General features: G+C 60.5%; 21 protein-coding genes and 2 tRNA genes. 10 read left to right on the forward strand and 13 right to left on the reverse strand.

The genetic code is table 11. From position 1 onward, the window contains the following. Positions 1 to 10: 10 nt before the first annotated feature. The 6 genes from leuC to ABC383_RS08450 all read right to left on the reverse strand — a co-directional run bounded on the left by leuC (position 11) and on the right by ABC383_RS08450 (position 7465). Entirely contained in the window at positions 11 to 1411 is a 1401-nt protein-coding gene (leuC, locus tag ABC383_RS08425) for a 3-isopropylmalate dehydratase large subunit (protein ID WP_413013077.1), read from the reverse strand. Between the two features lie 102 nt (positions 1412 to 1513). Further along, complete coding sequence (locus ABC383_RS08430) at positions 1514 to 2716, reverse strand: MFS transporter (RefSeq protein ID WP_413013079.1); 1203 nt, start codon at positions 2714 to 2716, stop codon at positions 1514 to 1516. A gap of 29 nt (positions 2717 to 2745) precedes the next feature. Further along, positions 2746 to 3849: a chorismate synthase gene (gene aroC / locus ABC383_RS08435; protein ID WP_413013081.1), complete on the reverse strand. Its 1104-nt coding sequence runs from the start codon at positions 3847 to 3849 to the stop codon at positions 2746 to 2748. Positions 3850 to 3955: 106 nt separating this feature from the next. Next, positions 3956 to 5842, reverse strand: coding sequence for an MFS transporter (locus tag ABC383_RS08440; RefSeq protein WP_413013083.1), 1887 nt, complete (start codon positions 5840 to 5842; stop codon positions 3956 to 3958). Positions 5843 to 5910: 68 nt separating this feature from the next. Then, a complete protein-coding gene (locus ABC383_RS08445; RefSeq protein WP_413013085.1) occupies positions 5911 to 6903 on the reverse strand; it encodes an NAD(P)/FAD-dependent oxidoreductase in 993 nt (330 codons plus the stop codon). Positions 6904 to 7018: 115 nt separating this feature from the next. After that, positions 7019 to 7465 carry a CBS domain-containing protein gene (locus tag ABC383_RS08450; RefSeq protein WP_413013087.1) on the reverse strand — a complete coding sequence of 149 codons (447 nt, stop codon included), beginning with the start codon at positions 7463 to 7465 and terminating at the stop codon, positions 7019 to 7021. A gap of 122 nt (positions 7466 to 7587) precedes the next feature. Here ABC383_RS08450 and ABC383_RS08455 point away from each other — a divergent pair, with 122 nt between their 5' ends. Both ABC383_RS08455 and ABC383_RS08460 read left to right on the forward strand, forming a co-directional pair. Next, positions 7588 to 8898 carry an O-acetylhomoserine aminocarboxypropyltransferase gene (locus ABC383_RS08455; RefSeq protein ID WP_413013089.1) on the forward strand — a complete coding sequence of 437 codons (1311 nt, stop codon included), beginning with the start codon at positions 7588 to 7590 and terminating at the stop codon, positions 8896 to 8898. A 1-nt stretch (position 8899) separates the two neighbouring features. Next, complete coding sequence (locus ABC383_RS08460; RefSeq protein ID WP_413013091.1) at positions 8900 to 9709, forward strand: alpha/beta fold hydrolase; 810 nt, start codon at positions 8900 to 8902, stop codon at positions 9707 to 9709. A 5-nt stretch (positions 9710 to 9714) separates the two neighbouring features. Here the strand turns inward: ABC383_RS08460 and ABC383_RS08465 are convergent, their stop codons facing one another. Next, a complete protein-coding gene (locus ABC383_RS08465; RefSeq protein ID WP_413013093.1) occupies positions 9715 to 10995 on the reverse strand; it encodes a YihY family inner membrane protein in 1281 nt (426 codons plus the stop codon). A gap of 46 nt (positions 10996 to 11041) precedes the next feature. Here ABC383_RS08465 and wrbA point away from each other — a divergent pair, with 46 nt between their 5' ends. The 7 genes from wrbA (at position 11042) to ABC383_RS08500 (ending at position 16416) form a co-directional block, all read left to right on the forward strand. After that, positions 11042 to 11650, forward strand: a complete 609-nt coding sequence (wrbA, locus tag ABC383_RS08470) for an NAD(P)H:quinone oxidoreductase (protein ID WP_413013095.1) — start codon at positions 11042 to 11044, stop codon at positions 11648 to 11650. After that, positions 11650 to 12054 (forward strand): DUF2069 domain-containing protein, encoded by a 405-nt coding sequence (locus ABC383_RS08475; RefSeq protein ID WP_194714061.1) that lies wholly within the window; start codon positions 11650 to 11652, stop codon positions 12052 to 12054. The genes wrbA and ABC383_RS08475 overlap by 1 nt, the downstream gene beginning before the upstream one ends. Then, positions 12047 to 13453 carry an FAD-binding oxidoreductase gene (locus tag ABC383_RS08480; protein WP_413013097.1) on the forward strand — a complete coding sequence of 469 codons (1407 nt, stop codon included), beginning with the start codon at positions 12047 to 12049 and terminating at the stop codon, positions 13451 to 13453. Before ABC383_RS08475 ends, ABC383_RS08480 begins: the two co-directional genes overlap by 8 nt. Positions 13454 to 13472: 19 nt before the next feature. Further along, the gene (locus ABC383_RS08485) at positions 13473 to 13907 is read left to right on the forward strand and encodes a hypothetical protein (RefSeq protein WP_413013099.1); all 435 of its coding nucleotides are present in this window, start codon (positions 13473 to 13475) and stop codon (positions 13905 to 13907) included. A gap of 265 nt (positions 13908 to 14172) precedes the next feature. Beyond that, the gene (locus ABC383_RS08490) at positions 14173 to 14631 is read left to right on the forward strand and encodes a CesT family type III secretion system chaperone (protein ID WP_413013100.1); all 459 of its coding nucleotides are present in this window, start codon (positions 14173 to 14175) and stop codon (positions 14629 to 14631) included. 47 nt (positions 14632 to 14678) lie between these two features. Beyond that, positions 14679 to 15935: a glutamate cyclase domain-containing protein gene (locus ABC383_RS08495; protein ID WP_413013102.1), complete on the forward strand. Its 1257-nt coding sequence runs from the start codon at positions 14679 to 14681 to the stop codon at positions 15933 to 15935. 250 nt (positions 15936 to 16185) lie between these two features. Next, positions 16186 to 16416: a hypothetical protein gene (locus ABC383_RS08500; RefSeq protein WP_413013104.1), complete on the forward strand. Its 231-nt coding sequence runs from the start codon at positions 16186 to 16188 to the stop codon at positions 16414 to 16416. A gap of 11 nt (positions 16417 to 16427) precedes the next feature. Here the strand turns inward: ABC383_RS08500 and ABC383_RS08505 are convergent. From ABC383_RS08505 to ABC383_RS08530, 6 genes are all read right to left on the reverse strand, one after another. Beyond that, positions 16428 to 16504 (reverse strand) — tRNA-Arg (locus ABC383_RS08505). 67 nt (positions 16505 to 16571) lie between these two features. Next, positions 16572 to 16648, reverse strand: a tRNA-Pro gene (locus ABC383_RS08510). Between the two features lie 59 nt (positions 16649 to 16707). Further along, the gene (glmM, locus tag ABC383_RS08515) at positions 16708 to 18045 is read right to left on the reverse strand and encodes a phosphoglucosamine mutase (protein ID WP_413013105.1); all 1338 of its coding nucleotides are present in this window, start codon (positions 18043 to 18045) and stop codon (positions 16708 to 16710) included. 26 nt (positions 18046 to 18071) lie between these two features. Then, positions 18072 to 18908 carry a dihydropteroate synthase gene (folP, locus tag ABC383_RS08520; RefSeq protein WP_413013107.1) on the reverse strand — a complete coding sequence of 279 codons (837 nt, stop codon included), beginning with the start codon at positions 18906 to 18908 and terminating at the stop codon, positions 18072 to 18074. An 85-nt stretch (positions 18909 to 18993) separates the two neighbouring features. Beyond that, entirely contained in the window at positions 18994 to 20874 is a 1881-nt protein-coding gene (ftsH, locus tag ABC383_RS08525) for an ATP-dependent zinc metalloprotease FtsH (protein WP_413013109.1), read from the reverse strand. A 130-nt stretch (positions 20875 to 21004) separates the two neighbouring features. Further along, positions 21005 to 21649, reverse strand: coding sequence for an RlmE family RNA methyltransferase (locus ABC383_RS08530; protein WP_413013111.1), 645 nt, complete (start codon positions 21647 to 21649; stop codon positions 21005 to 21007). A 31-nt stretch (positions 21650 to 21680) separates the two neighbouring features. On the opposite strand from ABC383_RS08530, the gene yhbY reads away from it, so the two are divergent. Then, a complete protein-coding gene (gene yhbY / locus ABC383_RS08535) occupies positions 21681 to 22154 on the forward strand; it encodes a ribosome assembly RNA-binding protein YhbY (protein ID WP_413013113.1) in 474 nt (157 codons plus the stop codon). Positions 22155 to 22199: the final 45 nt, after the last annotated feature.

The following is a 22199-nucleotide window of genomic DNA, read 5'->3' on the forward strand; positions in this document are numbered from 1 at the left end:
TCCTATCCGGTTACAGTGCGCGCACGTCGACGAAGTGGCCCGTCACGCCGGCCGCGGCGGCCATTGCCGGGCTGACCAGATGGGTGCGGCCGCCGGCGCCCTGCCGGCCCTCGAAGTTGCGGTTCGAGGTGGAGGCGCAGCGCTCGCCCGGCTCCAGCCGGTCGGCATTCATCGCCAGGCACATCGAGCAGCCCGGCTCGCGCCATTCGAAGCCGGCGTCGCGGAAGATGCGGTCCAGGCCTTCGCGTTCGGCCTGTTCCTTGACCAGGCCGGAGCCCGGCACCACCATCGCCAGCTTCACGTTGGAGGCGCGGAACTTGCCGCGCACCACGGCGGCGGCGGCGCGCAGGTCCTCGATGCGGGAGTTGGTGCAGGAACCGATGAACACCTTGTCGATGCGGATATCCTCGATCGCGGTATTGGGCTTCAAGGCCATGTAGACCAGCGCCTTCTCGATCGCGTCGCGCTTGACGGAATCTTTTTCCTTGTCAGGGTCCGGCACCCGGCCATCGACCGGCACCACCATCTCGGGCGAGGTGCCCCAGGTGACCTGCGGCTTGATCTCGGCGGCGTTCAACGTGACCACCAGGTCGAAGCGCGCGCCCGCATCGGAATGCAGGGTGCGCCAGTATTCGACGGCGCGGTCCCAGTGCGGGCCCACCGGCGAGAACGGACGGCCCTTGACGTAGTCGATCGTGGTCTGGTCCACCGCCACCATGCCGGCGCGGGCGCCCGCCTCGATGGCCATGTTGCACACCGTCATCCGGCCTTCCATCGACAGCGCGCGTATCGTCGAGCCGCCGAATTCGATGGCGTAGCCGGTGCCGCCGGCCGTGCCGATCTTGCCGATGATGGCCAGCACGATATCCTTGGCGGTGACGCCGGCCGGCAGCGCGCCGTCGACCTGCACCAGCATGGACTTGGACTTCTTGCCCAGGAGGCATTGCGTGGCCAGCACATGCTCGACCTCGGAAGTGCCGATGCCATGGGCCAGCGCGCCGAATGCGCCGTGGGTGGAAGTGTGGGAGTCGCCGCACACCACCGTCATGCCCGGCAGGGTCGCGCCCTGCTCCGGCCCGATCACGTGGACGATGCCCTGGCGACGGTCGCGCATGTTGAAGTAGGTCAGCTTGTACTCGCTGGCGTTGTGGTCCAGCGTCTCGACCTGCAGGCGCGAGATCGGGTCGGCGATGCCTTCCGTGCGGTCGGTTGTCGGGACATTGTGATCGGCCACCATCAGGTTGGCGGAACGGCGCCACGGCTGGCGGCCGGCCAGCTTCAGCCCTTCGAATGCCTGCGGGCTGGTGACTTCATGCAGCAGGTGGCGGTCGATATACAGCAGGGTGGTGCCGTCATCGCCGGTATCAACGACGTGGGAATCCCAGAGTTTGTCGTACAGAGTTTGAGCCATGGTCGGGAAGGCGCGCAGCGCGCAGGTTTCGTCAAAAATAGTCTGCGATTATGCCATATCCCAGAGTGGCGCAAACCTGCCTTCCGGCGCTGGAAACCGCTGTCAGGTCGCTGCGCGCCCGCTCCCGTGCAGAAAGCGGAAGCAGAGCGCGGCCGCAAAGGTCGCCGCCAGCGACGCCGCGGCCGCCAGCACGAACACCGAGCGCGCACCCCAGGCGTCCCAGGCGGCCGACAGCGCCAGGCCGCCCAGCGTGCCGCCCAGGCCATAGGAAATGCTGATGTACAAGGCCTGCCCCTGCGCCTGCAGCGGCCCGCTGAACCAGCGCTGCAGCATCGCAACCGAGGCGGAATGATGGGTGCCGAAGGTGGCGGCGTGCAGCACCTGGGCCAGCACCAGCAGCGCCAGCGATTCCGCGCCGAAGCCGATCAGCAGGAAGCGCAGCACCGCCGCCAGCAGGCAACCCAGCATCAGCACGCGTACCCCAAGGCGGCGGAAGATCGGCGCCTGGTAATAAAAGAACACGATTTCCGCCACCACGCCGAGCGACCACATCAGGCCGATCAGGGTATTGCTGTAGCCCAGATTGGACAAGTAGAGCGAAAAAAACACATACAGCGCGGCATGCGCGGCAATCATCAGGAAGGTCGAGGCGAAGAAGGCGATCACCTCGGGACGCCGCATCAGCTGCGTGACCGATGGCGCATCCTTATCCGGCGGCAGATGCGGCGCCTCGCGCATGCAGAGGCTGGCACACAGCACCATGGCCAAAAGGCCCAGCGCCACCCAGGGCATGTTGACGATGCCGAACCGGTCCAGCAATTCGCCGGCCAGCGTCACCGCCGCGATGAAGCCGATCGAGCCCCACAGGCGCAGCTTGCCGTAGTGCGTCAGGTCGCCGCGCATGCTGGAGAGCATCAGCGCCTCGGACAACGGCCCCTGGGCGCTGGTAAAGGTGTTGATGGCCACCATCACCGTGAAATACCAGGCGAAGCCCTGCCCGAACAGCAGGCCGCTGCAAGCCGCCACCGCGCCGGCCGCGGTCATGCGCAGCACCAGCACCCGGCGCTGGCTGGCATCGGCCAGCCAGCCCCAGGCCGCCGGCCCGAAGATGCGCATCACCTGCATCATCGACATCAGCACGCCGATCTGCGGCGCGCTCATGCCCTGATGCGCGAAAAACAGGCTGGCATACGGCGAGAACACGCCGACATAGCCGTAATAGGCGAACAGGAACAGCGCGAACGGAAACGCCTGGCGCGGCCAGGCGGCGCCGGCCTGGTCCGCGGCGGGAAGGCGGCTGGACATGTGCTGAGCGGGCGCCGCCGGGTGTGAAATCAGGAAGCGATATGGCCGGGAATGCGTGGCGTGTCCACCGCGACGTCGCCGCATTGCGCGCGATGGCGCAGCGCATGGTCCATCAGCACCAGCGCCAGCATCGCCTCGGCGATTGGGGTGGCGCGGATGCCCACGCAGGGATCATGGCGGCCGAAGGTTTCCACCATGACCGGATTGCCGGCCTTGTCGATCGAGTTGCGCGCGGTGCGGATGCTGGACGTGGGCTTGATGGCGATCGAGACCGTGATGTCCTGGCCGGTCGAGATGCCGCCCAGCACGCCGCCGGCATGGTTGCTGGCGAAGCCGGCCGGCGTCAGTTCGTCGCCGTGCTCGGTGCCCTTCTGCGCCACCGAGCGAAAGCCCGCGCCGATCTCCACGCCCTTGACTGCATTGATGCCCATCATCGCGTAGGCGATGTCGGCGTCGAGCTTGTCATAGATGGGTTCGCCCAGGCCTACCGGCACGTTCTGCGCCACCACGTCGATGCGCGCGCCGCAGGAGTCGCCCGCCTTGCGCAGCGCATCCATATACGCTTCCAGTTCGGGAATGACATCCGGGTTGGCAGCAAAGAAGGGATTCTCCGGCACATGCTCCCAGCCGACGAAGGGAATCGCGATCTCGCCCAGCTGGCTCATGCAGCCCTTGAACACGGTGCCGTACTGCTGCTGCAGCCATTTCTTCGCAATGGCCGCCGCGCCCACGACCGGTGCGGTCAGCCGGGCGGAGGAACGGCCGCCGCCGCGCGGGTCGCGGATGCCGTACTTGTGCCAGTAGGTATAGTCGGCATGGCCGGGGCGGAAGGTTTCGACGATGTTGCCGTAATCATGGCTGCGCTGGTCCTGGTTGCGGATCATCAGCGCGATCGGCGTGCCGGTGGTCTTGCCCTCGTAGACGCCCGACAGGATTTCCACCGTATCCGGCTCCTTGCGCTGGGTGACATGGCGCGAGGTGCCGGGCTTTCTGCGATCGAGTTCGGGCTGGATGTCCTCCACCGTCAGGGCCAAGCCGGGCGGGCAGCCATCCACCACGCAGCCGATTGCCGGGCCATGGGATTCGCCGAAGGTGGTAACGGTAAAGAGCGTGCCGAAGGTATTGCCAGCCATGATGTCGCCAGAGGAAGTGTTTAGCGGAAAGCCGTGATTTTACCAGCGCGCCGACGCTGCCCGGCAAGCGCCGGGCGTTTGCCGGCGCCACTCCTGCGGTTCGCGGCTATTTCCAGTCGCCGCGCAGCGTCATGACCTGTTGGCGCAAGGCGTCCGGCGTTGCCTGCGCCGGCGCCAGCGGCTCGCCGACCGACAGCGACAGCCTGGACCAGAAGCCACGCCGGAACGAGCGCTCGAACGGATTACCGTCGCTGCGGGTAAGCAGGCTGCCCCAGAGGCCGCGCAGCGCCATCGGGATCACCGGCACCGGCGTGCGGGCGACGATGTGCTGCACGCCGCTGCGGAATGCATCGATCTCGCCGTCGCGGGTCAGTTTGCCTTCCGGGAAAATGCAGACCAGTTCGCCCTCCTCGAGGGCAGCGGCAATGCGGTCATACGCCTGCCGCATCAGCTGCGCGTCTTCCTTCGCCGGCGCAATCGGTATCGCCTTGGCGGCCCGGAACACCCAGGAGACCAGCGGTATCGCGAAGATGCGGTGGTCCATTACGAAGCGGATCGGGCGCGGACTAGCGGCGGCGATCACCAGCGCATCGACGTAGCTGACGTGATTGCACACCAGCACCGCCGGCCCGTATTCGGGAATGCGGTCGGTGTCGACCGTATGCACGCGGTGGATGGTGTGGATCAGCATCCAGGCGAAGAAGCGCATCAGGAATTCCGGCACCAGCAGGAAGATGTAGAGCGCCACCACGGCATTCATCAGCGCGGTGACCATGAAGATCTGCGGTATCGACAAGCCCATCCCCAGCAGCAGCATGGCCACCAGCGCCGCCGTCACCATGAACAGCGCATTCATGATGTTCATGCCGGCAATCGTGCGCGACAGATGCGCCGGGTCGCAGCGGGTCTGGATCAGCGCGAACAGGGGCACGATGTAGAAACCGCCGAAGACGCCGATCATCACGCAGTCGAACAGGATGCGCCAGCTGCCCTGCTGCCCGAGGAAGCCCGACACGCCGACCAGCTCGGTGTTGACATAGGACAGGCTGGCCAGGAACAGGTCGAAACCGAACAGGGACAGGCCGATCGAGCCGAACGGCACCAGGCCGATCTCCACCTTGTGGCCGGACAGCCGCTCGCACAGCAGCGAGCCGGCGCCGATGCCGAGCGAGAACACCGTCAGCAGCAGCACGAACACGCCATGGTCGCCATGCAGGTAGTTCTTCGCATACAGCGGAAACTGGGCCAGCATGATGGCGCCGTAAAACCAGAACCAGGAATTGCCCAGCACCGACAGGAACACCGTGCGGTTCTGCCGGGTGTAACCGATGTTGCGTATGGTTTCGGTCACTGGATTCCAGTTGATGCGCAGCCTTGGCGCCGGCGGCGGCGTCAGCGGTATCGCGCGGCTGGTCAGCCATCCGAGGATGGCAATCGCGATGGTGCCGCCGGCCACCAGTTCCACGCCCCAGGGCTTGTGCAGCACCAGCACCGCGCCCAGGACCTCGCCCAGCAGGATGCCGACGAAGGTGCCCATCTCGATCACGCCGTTGCCGCCGACCAGTTCCTCGGCCTTGAGCTGCTGCGGCAGGTAGGCGTATTTCACCGGCCCGAACAGCGTGGAATGCAGGCCCATGCCCACCACCGCGGCCACCAGCAGCCACAGGCTGTGCGTCACCCAGCCCACCGCGGCCAGCAGCATGATGGCGATCTCCAGCAGCTTGACGTAGCGCGTCAGCATGGACTTCTCGAACTTGTCCGCCAGTTGCCCGGCAGTGGCCGAGAACAGCAGGAAGGGCAGGATGAAGAGGCCAGGGATCAGGTTGTTGAGCAGGCCGACATCGGCCGTGGTCCAGCTTGCCGCTTCATAGGTGATGATGGTCAGCAGCGCGGTCTTGAAAACATTGTCGTTGAATGCGCCCAGAAACTGGGTCCAGAAGAAAGGCGCGAATCGGCGCTGGCGCAGCAGGGCGAACTGGCTGTTCTTTTGCATGGTCAAGGATGAAAGAAAATCTGCCGGCATGATACATGCCGGCAGGAAATCAAAAACCGCAGTCTACCTCAGGCAATCGCGTTGCCAAGCGCCATCCCGCTCAGGCAGGCATTTTCGATGCGCCCGCCCCCTTCCAGCCCGCAGTCGAACCAGTCGCCGCAGACGCCGATGCGGCGCGCTTCATCCCACAGGAACACGCCTGGCAAGGGCTGCAGCGCCTGCGCATACGGCCAGCGATGCACCGCCGAATACACGGGCTGGACGGCCGAACCGGTGATCTCGTGGAAGGCCTTGAGCAGCTTCTCGCGGGCACGTTCCGGGTCTTCCATCAAATGCTCGGTGGCCCATTCGGGCGTGGAATGCGCGATCCAGTGCTCGCCGGGCCGGCGCTGCGGCTTGGACGCGTCGCGCGCGATCCAGCCCAGCCGCCCGCCCTGCACCCAGGCGCCGTCATACGCCAGACCCAGCGTGTCCTGGAATGCCAGCATCAGCGACCAGCAAGGCGCCATCCGCATCGCAGCGGTCTTGGCCGCCAGTTCTGGCGCCGGCTCCAGCAGCAATGTCGCCTGGTCGGACGGGATGGCGAGTATCACTGCGTCGAACGGCCCGGCGGTCGCCGGGATCGGCACCGTGTCGGCTTCCACCGAGAGCAGCCACTGGTCGCCATGGGCTTCGATTGCATTGACCCGCTGCTCCAGGCGCACGTCGGCGCCCAGCGCAAGGTGGCCGGCCAGCGAGCCCATGCCCGGCACGCCCACCAGCCGCTGCTGGGCGCGGCCGGCCGGCTGCGCCTTGCCGTCTTCCAGGCGCACCAGCTTGCCGCCCCAGGGCGCCACCCAGCCCGCCTTGCGCCAGGCAGCCACCCGCTTCTGGAAGGCATCGCTCTGGGCAGTGAAATACTGGGCGCCAAAATCCAGGCCGCCGACCTCGGTCTCGCAGGTACGGGTCCGGCCGCCCACATCGGGATGCTTTTCATAGATCGTCACGGTATGGCGGGCGGCCAGAAGCTCGCGCGCGCAACTCAAGCCGGCAAGCCCGGCGCCGATGATGGCGATATGCATAAGTCTCCTTGTCTGTTATGCGGCATGCCGCGACGGCTGTCTCATTGGCCGCGGCCATAAAAAAAGCCGTTCATGCGGCAAACGCGATGAACGGCTTGGATCTGCATGCGACGGCCTACTCGTCTCCCTCGTTGGGCCAGTCGCGTATGTAGGCCTTCAGCATCTTGTTCTCGAAGCTCTGGGCCTCGAACACGGCCTTGGCCACGTCATAGAAGGAAATCACGCCGAGGAGCGTCCTGGCATTCACCACCGGCACATAGCGCGCATGGCGCTCCAGCATCAGGCGGCGCACTTCGTTGATGTCGGTGTCGGGCGTGATCGTGATCGGGTGGTCATCCATGTGCCTCCTGACCGTGCCATTACCCACCACGCCCTCGTTTGCATGCACTGCCTTGACCACTTCGCGGAAGGTCAGCATGCCGACCAGTTCACCGAATTCCATCACGACCAGGGAACCGATGTCCCTGTCAGCCATGGTGGAGATGGCCTGCTGCAATGGGGTTTCCGGCGTGACGGTATAAAGGATGTCGCCCTTGACCTTTAAAATCTCTGAAACTTTCATGTCCGCCCTGCCCGTTATTGTTTTGCCTTCCGCAATGTAGCGTAACCGTCCTGAAAAATCCAGCGCACGCCCGGGCCGCAACTGCTACGATGCCCGGCAATAATCAAGGAGAGAGACCAGCCATGAGCGACCCCAGATACCCGGGCTTCGACACGATGGCGCTGCATGCCGGCGCCGTTCCCGACCCCGCCACCGGCGCCCGCGCCACCCCGATCTACCTCACCACGTCCTACGTCTTCAAGGACTCCGACCATGCCGCCGCGCTGTTCAACATGGAGCGCGCCGGCCATGTGTATTCGCGCATCTCCAATCCAACCAATGCGGTGCTGGAAGAGCGCATCGCGGCGCTGGAAGGCGGCGTGGCCGGCATCGCGGTCGCCAGCGGCCAGGCAGCGATGCACCTGGGCCTGGCCACCATCGCCGGCGCCGGCGCGCATGTGGTCGCATCGCGCGCGCTGTATGGCGGCTCGCAGAATCTGCTGGCCTATACGATGAAGCGCTTCGGCATAGACACCACCTTCGTCGACCCGCGCGACATCGATGCCTGGCGCAATGCCATCCGGCCCAACACCAAGGTGCTGTTCGGCGAGACCCTCGGCAACCCCGGCCTGGACGTGCTGGACATTCCGCGCGTGGCCGAGGTCGCGCATGAACATCATCTGCCGCTGATGGTGGACTCGACCTTCACCACGCCCTGGCTGCTCAAGCCCTTCGAGCACGGCGCCGACCTGCTGTTTCATTCCGCCACCAAATTCCTGTGCGGCCACGGCACCGCGGTCGGCGGCCTGCTGGTCGATGGCGGCACCTTCGACTGGCAGGCGGCGCATGACCGTACCGGCAACTTCCCCGAACTGTGCGAGCCGTACGACGGCTTCCACGGCATGGTCTTTTCCGAAGAGTCGACGGTGGCGCCGTTCGCGCTGCGCGCGCGGCGTGAAGGCCTGCGCGACTTCGGCGCGGTGATGAGCCCGCACAATGCGTTTGCGATCCTGCAGGGCATAGAGACCCTGCCGCTGCGCATGGAAAGGCATGTGGCCAACGCCCGCCGCGTGGTGGAATTCCTGGCTGCCCATCCGGCGGTGGAATCGGTGTCCTATCCTGAATTGCCATCGCACCCGGACCATGAGCTTGCCAAGCGCCTGTTGCCGCGCGGCTGCGGCGCCGTGTTCTCCTTCAGCATCCGCGGCGACCGCGCCGCCGGCCGCCGCTTCGTCGAGGCACTGACCATCTTCTCCCATCTGGCCAATGTCGGCGATGCCAAGTCGCTGGTGATTCACCCTGCTTCCACCACCCACTTCCGGGTGCCCGCCGAACAGCTGGCCGCCTCCGGCATCAAGGAGGGCACGATGCGCCTGTCGGTCGGCCTGGAGGATGCCGACGACCTGATCGAAGACTTGTCGCGCGGCCTGAAGGCTGCGCAGAAAGGACGCTGAGATGGACTTCCAGATACAGGAAAAGACTGCCTACTGCTACACCGGCGGCAAGGCCTTCGATCCGGCGCAGCCCAGCGTGGTGTTCATTCACGGCGCGCAATCCGACCATTCGGTATGGATCCTGCAGACCCGCTACTTCGCCCATCACGGCTATAACGTGCTGGCGGTCGATCTGCCAGGCCATGGCCGCAGCGCCGGCCCGGCCCTGGACAGCATCGAAGCGATCAGCGCCTGGCTGCTTGCGCTGCTCGATGCCGCCGGCATCGACAAGGCCATGCTGATCGGGCACAGCATGGGCTCGCTGGCGGCGCTGGAAACCGCGGGCAGCGCGCCCGGCCGTGTGAGCAAGCTGGCGCTGGTTGGCACCGCCTATCCGATGAAGGTCTCCGATGCGCTGTTGAGCGCGGCGCGGGAAGAGGAGCAGCGCGCCATCGACATGGTCAACATCTGGTCGCACTCGACGATGTCGGCCAAGCCGTCCAGCCCGGGACCAGGCTTCTCGGTGATGGAGGGTTCGCGTCGGCTGATGCAGCGTATCGCGCAACGCGGCCCGGACCTGTTGTTCCATACCGACTTTTCAGTCTGCAACGACTATGCCCATGGCGAGGCCGCTGCCGCAAAGGTCAGCTGCCCCACCCTGCTGCTGCTTGGCCAGCGCGACATGATGACGCCATCGAAGGCGACCTCAATGCTGAAGCAGGCGATTGCGCATGCCCGCACCGTGATCGTCCCGGCCGCCGGCCACTCGCTGATGGCGGAGCAGCCGGATGCGGTGCTGGACGCGCTGTACGGCTTTGCCGGCGAAAAATAGCGCCTTCAGGCAAGCGCAGGCAGGGGATGCCGGCGGAAGTAGTCCGACAGCGCCTGCTGTAGCCCCTGCTCCACCGCCTCCTCCACCGCCTGCGACAGCGGCATGCCGTCGGTGGCAGTAAAAACGAACAGCCGGTAGACATCGGCCAGCCGCAACTGATCCGGATTGCCGAGCAGGGTCCAGCTGTCCAGTCCCTCGGTCTGGCGCTTGCCGAACTGCACGCGGCGGCGCACCGCCTCCTGCCTGATGCGACCGACCCAGCCCGCTTCCAGCATTTGCTGCAGCAGCCGTTCCGACTCTTCAAAGCCAATTCGGGTGCGGGTGCGCAGCGTTGCCGCAGATACCGCGGCCGACTCTTCATGCCGGGCCTGGTAGAGCACGCCCAGCAGGGCGAGCGCATCGATGAATTCGCTGCCGGGTTGTGGCACATGCCACCAGCGTTCATAACGCACCACCGGCAGCGCCGCCGCCAGCGTCGCGCCGATCAAAATAATGAGCCAGCCAAGATAGACCCAGACCAGAAACAGCGGCATGGCGGCCAGCGCGCCATACAGCACGGTATAAGTGGGAAAGCTGGCGACGAACACCGCAAAGAGCCGCTTGGACAATTCAAATGCAATTGCCGCCAGCACCCCGCCACAGGCGGCATCGCGCCAGTCGATCAGCCGATTCGGCACCACCATGTAAAGCAGCGTGAAAGCGCCCGAATTGAGCGCCAGCGATACCAGGGTATACGCCAGCGCACCCAGCAGCGGCACCCTCAGCACGACGCCATTGGTGGCGGCAAACAGGTAACCGGTCAACGAGATGGAAACGCCGATCAGCAAGGGTCCCAGCGTGATCACAGCCCAGTAAGTCAGCACCCGCTGCGCGAACGGCCGCTTGGTCCGGACCCGCCAGATCCGGTTGAAGGTGCGGTCGACCGTGCCTACCATGGCCACCGCGGTGCCGATCAGGGCCACCGCACCGACGGCGGACAGCCGGGTCGCCTGGCTGGCAAACTGGTTCAGGTAGTTCAGGATGGTAGTGGCGATCCCGCCCGGGATCAGGCTGCGCAGGAAGTAACTTTCTAGCGCGCGGCGGAAGGTATCGAACAGGGGAAAGGTGGTGAAGACAGCCAGCGCAATGGTCAGCACCGGCACCAGGGCCAGCACCGTGGTGAAGGTCAGGCTGCCAGCGACCTGGGGCAGGCGTTCTTCCTGCAGGCGGCGGCCGGCGAACCGCAGCAGGTCGCGCACCTGCACATTGGCGAATCCGGCGAAGAGCGATTGGTCATCCGAGAGCATGCGCTGTGCGATTTTGTTATAGCCAAAGCGCCCTATAATACCAAGCATGACTCAGCGCACGCTCACCCTGTTGGTTCTCTACTATTCCCGCCATGGCGCCACCCGCAAGATGGCCGACCTGATCTGCCAGGGCATCGACAGCGTCACGGGCTGCGAAGCCCGCCTGCGCACCGTGCCGGCGGTCTCGACGGTGACCCAGGCGAGTGCGCCCGCCATACCCGACCATGGTCCTCCCTACATCGAACTCGATGACCTGCGCGAATGCGACGGCCTGGCGCTGGGCTCGCCCACGCGGTTCGGCAACATGGCGTCGGCGATGAAATATTTCTGGGATGGCACCAGCGCCGAGTGGCTGGCAGGCACGCTGGTCGACAAGCCGGCCTGCGTATTTACCTCCACCGGCAGCCTGCACGGCGGCCAGGAATCGACCCTGCTGTCGATGATGCTGCCGCTCATGCACCATGGCATGCTGATGCTGGGCCTGCCCTACACCCATCCTGAACTGATGACCACCGCCGGCGGCGGCACGCCCTATGGCGCCAGCCACTGGGCAGGCTTGAACGGCGACCGCCAGATCGGCGAGGACAGCCGTACCCTGACCATCGCACTCGGCCGCCGCCTGGCGCTTACCGCATTGAAATTACGAGGCGCATGATGCAAAGCCCCGCCCAGAAAGCCTTCTACTTCGGCGCCGTAGGCAGCCTGATCGCCTTGATCATCCTTTGCGCGCTATGGGAAACGGTGCTGGCGCCGCTGCGTCCCGGCGGGTCCTGGCTGGTGCTCAAGATCATTCCTCTGCTGCTGCCATTGCGCGGCATCATCAAGCGTGACGTCTACACGCTGCAATGGTCGTCCATGCTGATATTGATCTATCTGGCCGAAGGCTCGGTGCGCGCCTATACCGACACCGGCCTTTCCGCGTGGCTGGCTTACGGCGAGATCGCCCTGGTCAGCATTTTTTTCCTCTGCAGCCTGCTCTATCTGCGCCCCTATAAAAAGTCGGCAAAGATGCTGGCCCGGCAGGTCATCAAAAAAGCTTCGGAATCCGTGAATGAATAATTTTCTCGATCTGTGCCGCGCCGCCATCGGTGCGCCTTATGTCATTACCAACGAGGCCGACATGGTCCCTTACCTTACCGACTGGCGCCGCCGCTTCACCGGCCGCGCGCAGGCCATCCTGCGGCCGGGATCGGCGGAGGAAGTCGCCGCCCTGGTCAAACTGTGCAGTGAAGCACGGGTGCCGGTCGTGCCGCAGGGCGGCAATACCGGCCTGGTGCTGGGCAGCGTGCCCGACGACAGCGGTCGTGAAGTCGTGCTCTCGCTCGGACGCATGAACCGGATCAGGGCGGTGGACGTGATCAACAACACCATGACGGTGGACGCCGGTTGCATCCTCGCTCAAATCCAGAACGCAGCAGCCGAAGCGGGCCGCCTGTTTCCGCTCTCGCTGGGAGCCGAAGGCAGTTGCACGATAGGCGGCAACCTGTCGACCAATGCGGGCGGCACTGGGGTTCTGCGTTATGGCAATACCCGCGAACTATGCCTGGGCCTGGAAGTCGTCACGCCGCAAGGCGAGATATGGAATGGCCTGCGCGGACTGCGCAAGGACAACACCGGCTACGACCTGCGCGACCTGTTCATTGGCGCCGAAGGCACGCTGGGCATCATCACGGGCGCGGTGATCAAGCTATTTCCCCAGCCGAAGGCGCAGCTGACCGCACTGGCGGCCATGCAGACGACCGATAACGCCCTGGCCCTGCTGACACTGGCGCAGCAGCGCTGCGGGGCGACACTGACGGGCTTCGAGCTGATGTCGCAGTTTTGCCTGGAACTTGTTGCGAAACATTATCCACAAATGCAGCTTCCATTTCCGCAGCCGTATCCACAATATGTGCTGCTCGAATTATCGGATAGCGAATCCGAAGAGCATGCGATGGAAACGCTGGAGTCGCTGATCACCAGCGCGCTGGAGGAAGACGTCATCCAGGATGCAGTGGTTGCAGGGTCCATCGCGCAGTCGCGTGCGCTGTGGGATCTGCGTGAACACATTACCTTGGCGCAAGCCGACGAAGGCAAGAATATCAAGCACGATGTATCGGTGCCGATTTCCCGTATCCGTGACTTCATACGGGAAACCGATGCCGCGCTTGCCGAGCAATTCCCGGGCATACGGATGGTCACCTTCGGCCACCTGGGAGATGGCAACCTGCACTACAACGTCTCGCCACCAGTGGGCGTGCCAGCGGATGAGTTCATCAACCGTCAGCATGAAGTCAATCAGGTGGTGCATGACAGCGTCAACAGCTACAACGGTTCGATCTCCGCCGAGCATGGCCTGGGAGCTTTAAAACGCGAGGAAGTAAAGCAGTACAAGTCTGACGTTGAAATGCGCCTGATGCGCACGATCAAGCAGGCACTGGACCCGCTTCAACTGATGAATCCGGGAAAGGTCTTATAACCAGACAAACGAGGGATACATGCGCTCAGAGCTGATGCTGTTTTCGATGATGATCGTTGCAGCACCTGCCCTGGCGGTGTACCGATGCGAAACGCACGGCGGCATCCTTTATACCGACACCCCGTGCGCCATGAAGCAGGTGGAACTCCCGCCTCCGCCCATTGCTTCCGACCCGGCAGGCGCCCGCCGGCTTGCCCAGCAAGAGCGGGAACAACTCGCCACGATGGAGAAGCAGGAAGAGCGTGCACAGAGTGAACGTCGTCGACGGGAAACTGGCCGCGAAAAAACCGTGGCTGCCGCCAGGAAGCGATGCACACAGCTCGGCCTGGAGAAAAAGTGGAGTGCTGAAGATGCCGCCTCTTCAAGTCATCTGGTCTCCGAAAAATCCGAAGCATTGAAACGTCATGCGCGTCGGAAAGCGGAGCGCTTCGATGCAGAATGCCGAGGCAAGTGAAGCCGGTTCTGGTTTCTCTCGCTGCACAATAGACGCCACCTTTCTAATGGCCGAACTCCGGCCATTCGATTCATCGAACAGTCTCTCTTCCGAGATCTCTCCCTTCTTTCAGTTCTTCCAATTCAAAGTCACGGAACTTGGCAGCAGTCGCGGCAACTCACGCGCCTGGGCTGATTGAAGATAGGAATAACCTACTCCTAAAGCTCGCAACGATCAGGGTTAGGATTCAGTTGTTTCGTTACTTCACCGGAATTCAGGGATATCGATGGAACAGGGTTTTAGGCAACTGATTAAGGAATTTTGCGACCTTACCGGCTTGGAAGAGCCCGATGCCATAGCGGAAGGCAAGTCATTTAATGTCGATGAGGTGGAATGCGCCATCATTTACCAGCATCATATCAAGCCGGAAGACATTTACTGCTATATCGACTATGGCCTTCCCCCTGGCCATCATCTCCCCGCGGTATATGACCAATTATTGAAGGCAAATTACCTGCAGTTTTGCAGCACAAAGGCAATATTTTCCTCATCCCCGCACACCGGGCATATCATTTTGGTGGCGGATATCCAACTCGCAGAGGCGACCGGAAAACTATTGGTTGAGCAATTCTCGCATCATGCCCAGCAAGCATTGACATGGCGTGATCAATTTTTTCTTTCCGGCGCTGATACTGACGCTCCGGAAGGATTCTCGATGCATATCGACCGTATTCCATACTCTTAGCTATTCAATTTTCCATCCCTCGTTGAATGACACTTTATGGAGAAATAATGCTGCGAACAATAGCAGGCAGAATGGTGCGCTCGAAGCAGGATCAACTGGGTTCCCCAAGAAATAAACAGCCTTCAAGAACAGGTAAAAGATATCTTTCAACCCGACACGCTCCTTCAAAAAAAGCAGGCATCGCTTTAAAACAGCCAAAAGCCAATCCTGAAGGTAGCAGTCCGACCTTTTTCCCTGATCGAGGAGAGAGTCAAGGCACGCATACTCCCCCGACGAATTTCTCCCAGCCATTGTTCGTGAATATAGAACAGTCCAGACAGGCATTCTCCGAAGCGACATGGAACCGTATGAACCTTGTAACGCCGTTGCTCATGTCCTTCCAGGCACGCGGCATCGGCGATTTTGTGCGCGAGTCGGGAGCGGGCAATTTCAATACAGCCGTCCATACATTGTTTCAGGCAAGCAGAGTCCTGCTTTGCACCGGCTTTAACGTAGCAGAAAATATGCCGGAAACAGATGGTCCTTTGGGAACGGCGCTTCTTGCCTATGCATGCTTTCGTGCCGATAAATACGTTGTCTTGGTTGCAGACCATCATAATGCCCATCTCGTAAGGGAACAATTAATTCTCCTTGATCCGGCATGTGCGAAAAACGTGCAGATTGAGGAAGTCAAAGCCAATAGCCAGGCACCCTGCGATTTATGGAAAGACATTCTCGACAGACACCAACCTGATGCGGTCGTGCACACCGAAGTTCCTGGACGGAATAAGGATGGCAAATATCTCAATATGCGCGGGATAAAAATCAGTGACTTCAATGCCGCTCTGGATGGAATTGCCGACTTGGCTAATGCGCGTCGCATTCACACAATCGGTGTTGGCGACGGCGGAAATGAGGCAGGAATGGGTCAGATAAAAGGTGTTCCAAAAGCGCTTAACTCGGAGGAAATGCAGGCAGTTATCCCGGCGGCACATCAGGTCATTGCGTGGAACTCCAATCTTGGTGCAATTGCGATGGGGGAGTTCGTGATGTCGGCTGTCGGAAAAGGCCCTAGCTGCACTGGAAAAGATTTTGAAGGAATGTTGAACATTCTTTTCAAAGAAGGCGCGGTGGATGGCATCACCCGTGGAAAGAAGCTAGATGAAAAGGTAGAAAACCCTGCATCCGCAGGCCACTACAACTTTACCTGTGTTGACGGAGCACGCAGTGACATACACATCGGAAACCTGCTGCAAATACAGGATATTGCACACAACGTCCCACTGACTTTTCCAGTTAACACGAACAGGAAAACAGTTTTATGAAGGCATCAACAACCGCCTGCAACAAACAGTAGTGTCGCCGTCAAACACAGCAAGTCAAAATAGCCATGCCAGTAATGAACATGGCTATTTTCTTTGCCTACGAAACGCAAAGCAATACAGGTCATCTATCAAAGTGATAGACAAATCCTAAAATTTACGCCGTTTGAATTTGCACAATCTATGCGATTGAGTGTCTTCTAAAATAGAAGAGGTTTTATAGAAGCATCATCAACTGCATCATAGGTTCAACATGGCAAATTTTTCGTCACCATTGGCTGAACAATTGCGCTCGACTGACGCATACGGAAAAGCAAAGCTTTTATTCGATGAAAAGCGGGAAGTATTTTCGAAGCTTACCGAAATCAATAAAAAGCTTCGTGACCTGCATACCGAGGCACCGGACGCGGTGATTGCGGCGAGAAATGACGTGCCTTTTAGAAATCCGCCTGGAAGACAGAAATCGGACAAAGGACATAAATAGGAAATGCCGGTTGGCCTGCCCAGAGGGATTCGAACCCCCGACCCTCGGCTTAGAAGGCCGATGCTCTATCCAACTGAGCTATGGGCAGCAAGAACGGAGCTAAGATGCGGACTGAATTGAAAACGGGCTGTCAAAAGACAGCCCGTTCATGTTACTGGTCGGAGTACAAGGATTCGAACCTTGGACCCCCTGGTCCCAAACCAGGTGCGCTACCGGGCTGCGCCACACTCCGAGAAGCAAGACTATACAACATCAAACGCAGGCGGTCAATTTCCTGTTGAAATCTTCTTCTTAAAACGGGACACGGCTGGCGATGCGCTTCGCCATTCTTTCAGCGGCCTCTGCGTGTTTGGCCTCTACCATCACACGGATCAGGGGTTCAGTGCCGGATGGACGAATCAATACCCTGCCTTCATCGCCCAATTCGTTCTCTACCCTCTCCTTTTCCGTCAGGATCGCCTCGTTATTTTGCCAGTCGAAACCAGGCTGTACTTTCACGTTGATCAGGCTTTGGGGATACATGTCGATATCCGCCGTACATGCGGCAAGCGAGTTACCACAGCGCTTCAGGGCTGACAGGACCTGCAAGGCTGACACGATACCGTCACCGGTCGTATGCTTGTCCAGAAAGAGCAGATGGCCAGAGCCTTCGCCGCCAATGTGCCATCCCTTTTCCTGCAATACTTCCAGCACGTAGCGGTCACCTACCTTGGCGCGCGCAAAGCCAACGCCCATCCGTTTGAAAGCCACCTCCAATGCCATATTCGTCATCAAGGTGCCTACTGCTCCATCAATTCGGCCAGCCGCCATGCGATCCTTGACCATAATGTAGAGCAGCTCATCGCCGTTATAGACCCGGCCTGAATTGTCGACCATCACTAGCCGATCGGCATCTCCATCCAGCGCGATACCAATATCCGCCTCATGCTCGCGCACAGCTTTCACAAGGTTTTGCGGTGCGGTTGCGCCATGCTTGTCGTTAATGTTCATCCCGTTGGGCTGGTTGCCGATGGCAACCACTTCGGCCCCCAGTTCATGAAATACATCGGGAGCGATATGGTAAGCAGCGCCATGGGCGCAATCGACAACCAGCTTCAGGCCGCGCAGATCTAGTTCATTGGGAAAAGTGCTCTTGCAGAATTCAATGTAGCGTCCCCTGGCATCGTCGAGCCGCTTCGCACGACCGAGTTTTTCGGAGGAAACGCACCCCATTGGTTCCTCCAATGCGGCTTCGATCGCCAGTTCCACTTCATCAGGCAACTTGTTGCCCAGCGCCGAGAAAAACTTGATGCCATTGTCATGGAAGGGGTTGTGGGATGCGGAAATGACAACACCGGCAGACAAGCGCAGCGCCCGGGTCAGGTAGGCAACAGCTGGCGTAGGCAGCGGCCCGCCCAGCATCACATCGACACCGGCGGCGGCGAAACCGGCTTCCAGCGCGGCTTCCAGCATGTAGCCCGAAATGCGGGTGTCCTTCCCGATCAACACGACCGGACGCCCGGTTGAGGCCTTTGTCTGCGCCAGCACCTTTCCCGCGGCATAGCCCAGGCGCATCACGAAGTCTGCTGTAATCGGTGCTTGCCCTACCAGACCACGCACGCCGTCGGTGCCAAAATATTTTCTTTTCATAAATTACCCAGGTTAACTTCCAGAAATTACGACAATGCGCGCCAAACCTTGAGTGCGTCGACTGTTGCAGCCACATCATGCACTCGGACGATATCTGCTCCGTGCGCCGCGGCACATAAAGCAGCCGCCACGCTTCCTGCCAGCCGCTCCTGCACTGGTTTGCCAGTAAGCTGCCCTATCATGGACTTACGAGACACGCCGACCAGAACAGGTATATCCAAGCGCTCCTTCAGAGATTCAAGATGCTTGAACAAGGCCAAGTTGTGTTCCAAATTTTTACCAAAGCCGAATCCTGGATCGACGCAGATCCGGTGACGGCTTACTCCGCGTTCTTGCAAGCGTGCGGCTGCAACCCGCAGAAAATCGGCGACTTCTTCCACCACGTTCTCGTAACGGGGTGCAATCTGCATATCTTCAGGATTGTTCTGCATATGCATGATGCAGAGTCCGCAATCGCTGTCGGCTACTGCCTCCACCGCTTCGGAAGTGCGAAAACCGTTCACGTCGTTGATCATGTCGGCTCCCGCCAGCAAAGCCTCGCGCATGACCTCCGGATTGCGGGTGTCTACCGAAATGGGTTTGCCGCAGTCGCGCAGCGCGTACAGCACGGGCAGCAGGCGGTTCAGTTCTTCCCCGTCTGGCAAGGCTAATACACCGGGACGCGTTGATTCAGCGCCTATGTCGATGATATCCACGCCTTCAGCGATCATCTGTTCCGCGCGATCAATGGCGCTTTCCAGGCGCTGAAATGAGCCGCCATCGGAAAAGGAGTCAGGAGTAATGTTAAGAATTCCCATGACCAGGGGACGCGATGCGTCGTCAAAAGACAAATCGTAACGCCCACAATGCATGATTCCTTGCATGGCATTCCACAAAAAAACAAAGGTGGGGATTTTACTCCCCACCTTCCGTCTCAACTGTTTTGCCGCATCAAATTTTGGAGATAACTCAAGCCGGTGCTGTGGCGGTCGGCGCTACGCCGCCGCCGCTGTCTGTCGGCTTCTTGACCGGCACCCCAGCCTTTGGCGGACGCGGCTCATGGCCTTCCATGATGTCATTGATCTGATCGGCATCAATGGTTTCCCAATCGAGCAGCGTGTTGGCCATCAGTTCGACCTTGGCCTTGTTCTCCTCGAGCAGGCGGCGTGACAGTGCATACTGCTGATCCAGAATGCTGCGGATTTCCTGATCGACCTTCTGTTGCGTGGCTTCTGAAACAGTCTTGGCGGACATGCGGCCGAAATAATTATCCTGTTCGGCATCTTCATAGACCATGGTGCCAAGTGTTTCCGACATGCCATAGCGCGTTACCATGGCGCGTGCCAGCTTGGTTGCCCGCTCGAAGTCATTCGATGCGCCGGTGGACATCTGGTGCATGAAGATTTCTTCGGCAATGCGGCCCGCAAACAGGATGGCAATTTCTTCCAGCATCTTGTCCTTGTACATATTCACCCTGTCATGCTCAGGCAACTGCCAGGTAAGGCCCAAGGCAAAACCGCGCGGCATGATGGTGACCTTGTGGACCGGATCAGCCTTGGGCAGGAGTTTCGCCACTACGGCATGGCCCGACTCGTGGAAAGCAGTGTTACGCCGCTCTTCCTCGCGCATCACGGCGGATTTGCGCTCCGGACCCATCACGATCTTGTCCTTGGCATCCTCGAAATCCTGCATTTCCACCAGGCGCTTGCTGCGGCGGGCGGCAAAAAGGGCGGCCTCGTTCACCAGGTTGGCGAGGTCGGCGCCGGAAAAGCCCGGTGTGCCACGGGCCAGCACGTCGGCCTTGACGTCAGGCGCAATCGGCACCTTGCGCATGTGAACATACAGAATCTGCTCACGGCCGCGGATATCGGGCAGACCGACCACCACCTGCCTGTCGAAACGGCCGGGACGCAGTAGCGCCTTGTCCAGCACGTCTGCACGGTTCGTGGCAGCAATCACGATCACGCCGGCATTCGCCTCGAAACCGTCCATTTCAACCAGCAACTGGTTCAAGGTCTGCTCACGCTCGTCATTTCCGCCGCCCATGCCGGCTCCGCGGTGACGGCCAACTGCGTCGATTTCATCGATGAAAATAATGCAGGGAGAATGCTTCTTCGCATTTTCGAACATGTCACGAACGCGGGAAGCGCCGACGCCGACGAACATCTCGACAAAGTCGGAACCGGAAATCGTGAAGAACGGAACCTTGGCTTCACCAGCAATGGCGCGCGCCAGCAGGGTTTTACCCGTACCCGGCGGGCCGACCATCAGCACGCCGCGCGGAATACGACCACCAAGCTTTTGGAACTTGGTCGGGTCGCGCAGGAAATCGACCAGCTCCTGCACCTCTTCCTTGGCTTCGTCACAACCGGCCACGTCAGCGAAAGTCACGGCATTGCTGTTTTCATCCAGCATGCGCGCCTTGGACTTGCCGAAGGAGAAGGCGCCGCCCTTGCCGCCGCCCTGCATCTGCCGCATGAAGAAAACCCAGACGCCGATCAGCAACAGCATCGGGAACCAGGAGATAAACACTTGCGAAAGGAAGGAAGGCGGTTCCGGCTGCTTGACGTCGAATTTCACATCGTTGTTGACCAGATCGCCGATCAAGCCCCGATCCAGATTGGTGACGGTGGCCTTGATCTTCTTGCCATCCGCGGTGGTGGCGATGATGGTGCGATCCTCGATCGTCGCTTCCTTGATGCGCTTGGCCTTCACCTCATCCAGGAAATCCGAGTAAGGAATCGGCGTCGCCCCACCAGACAGGCCGCGATCGTCGAACTGTTTGAAAACAGTAAAGAGGACCAGCGCGATCACCACCCAGATGGCGGCTTTTGAAAACATGTTGTTCACTAGAACTCCTTGGACTCAGATTGGTCCTTCTATGCGTCCGCAAATTCTACCCGCATTAAAGGCCGCTTACTAGGCGAGATATCAGGCCGAATATCTGCTTAATCAAGGACTAAAGAAGCGATTTACCGATTTAAAGGGGGTTTTTTAACGATTTACCAAGCAGGAAAATCTCGGATGATTTATCCCGGCTGGCCTTGGGCTTTTTCTGTATGACAGTCTTGAATTCCTGCCTGAACTTTTCCACCAGTTGACTGAAACCGGTGCCATTAAAACATTTGACGAGCAAGGAGCCGGAAGGTTTCATGTGTGCACGAGCAAACTCGATTGCCAGGTCGATAATGTGCTCCACCCGCGCGGCGTCTGCGATTGCGATGCCGGACAAGTTGGGCGCCATGTCGGAAAGCACCAGATCCACCTTCCTTCCTGCGAGTATGAGTTCGAGTTTTGCCAGAACGCTTTCCTCACGGAAGTCGCCCAGGATGAAATGGACATCGGCTATGGGTTCCATGGGAAGCATGTCGAGACCAATAATGGTGCCGTTGATGCCGCCATTTTCTGCGCCCGACAGTTTCTGGCGCACATATTGTGACCAGCTGCCCGGGGTGCTGCCCAGGTCGACGATGATCTGGCCGGGACGGATCAGCTTTTCGCTTTCGTCTATTTCCTTCAGCTTGTATGCGGCGCGCGCGCGATAGCCTTCTTTCTGGGCCAGCTTCACATAGGGGTCGTTTATGTGATCGTGCAGCCAGTTTTTGTTTAATTTGTTCTTTGCCATTCGCGTAGAATACTGCTTTTAAAGGATTTTTATGCTGAAACTCACCCCCGCAGAGCGTAGCGAACTGCGCTCACAGGCCCACGGACTCAACCCTGTCGTACTCATCGGGGAAGCCGGTCTGACGCCGGCCGTCACGAAGGAAATTGACGCCGCCTTGAATGCGCATGGCCTGATCAAGGTCCGGGTGTTCGGCGACGACCGCGAAGCACGCGTCGGCATGTATGACACCATTTGCGCGGAACTCGGTGCGGCGCCGGTGCAGCATATTGGCAAGCTGCTGGTCTTGTTCCGTCCGAAAAAGGAAGAAGAAAAACAGCGCCAGGAGAAAAAGGGCCGGGGCATGCGCGAGGTGACCATCGTCAAACCCAGCGCCAGCGGCACCAAGCGCCCTTCCGTCACACGTGTTCTTCTCAAGGGAAATGAGCGCGTAACCGCAGGCGGCAATATCAAGCGCGCCAAGGCACGCCAGACAAGCCAGAAAAAATCGTCGCTCGGCGGAAACTGAGCGACGAGTTCAGCAAGCGCCGCCGATGCAAGCGCGGCGCTGATC

The organism is Noviherbaspirillum phoenicis, from assembly GCF_047237965.1.
Classification (GTDB): Bacteria; Pseudomonadota; Gammaproteobacteria; order Burkholderiales; family Burkholderiaceae_D; genus Noviherbaspirillum_A.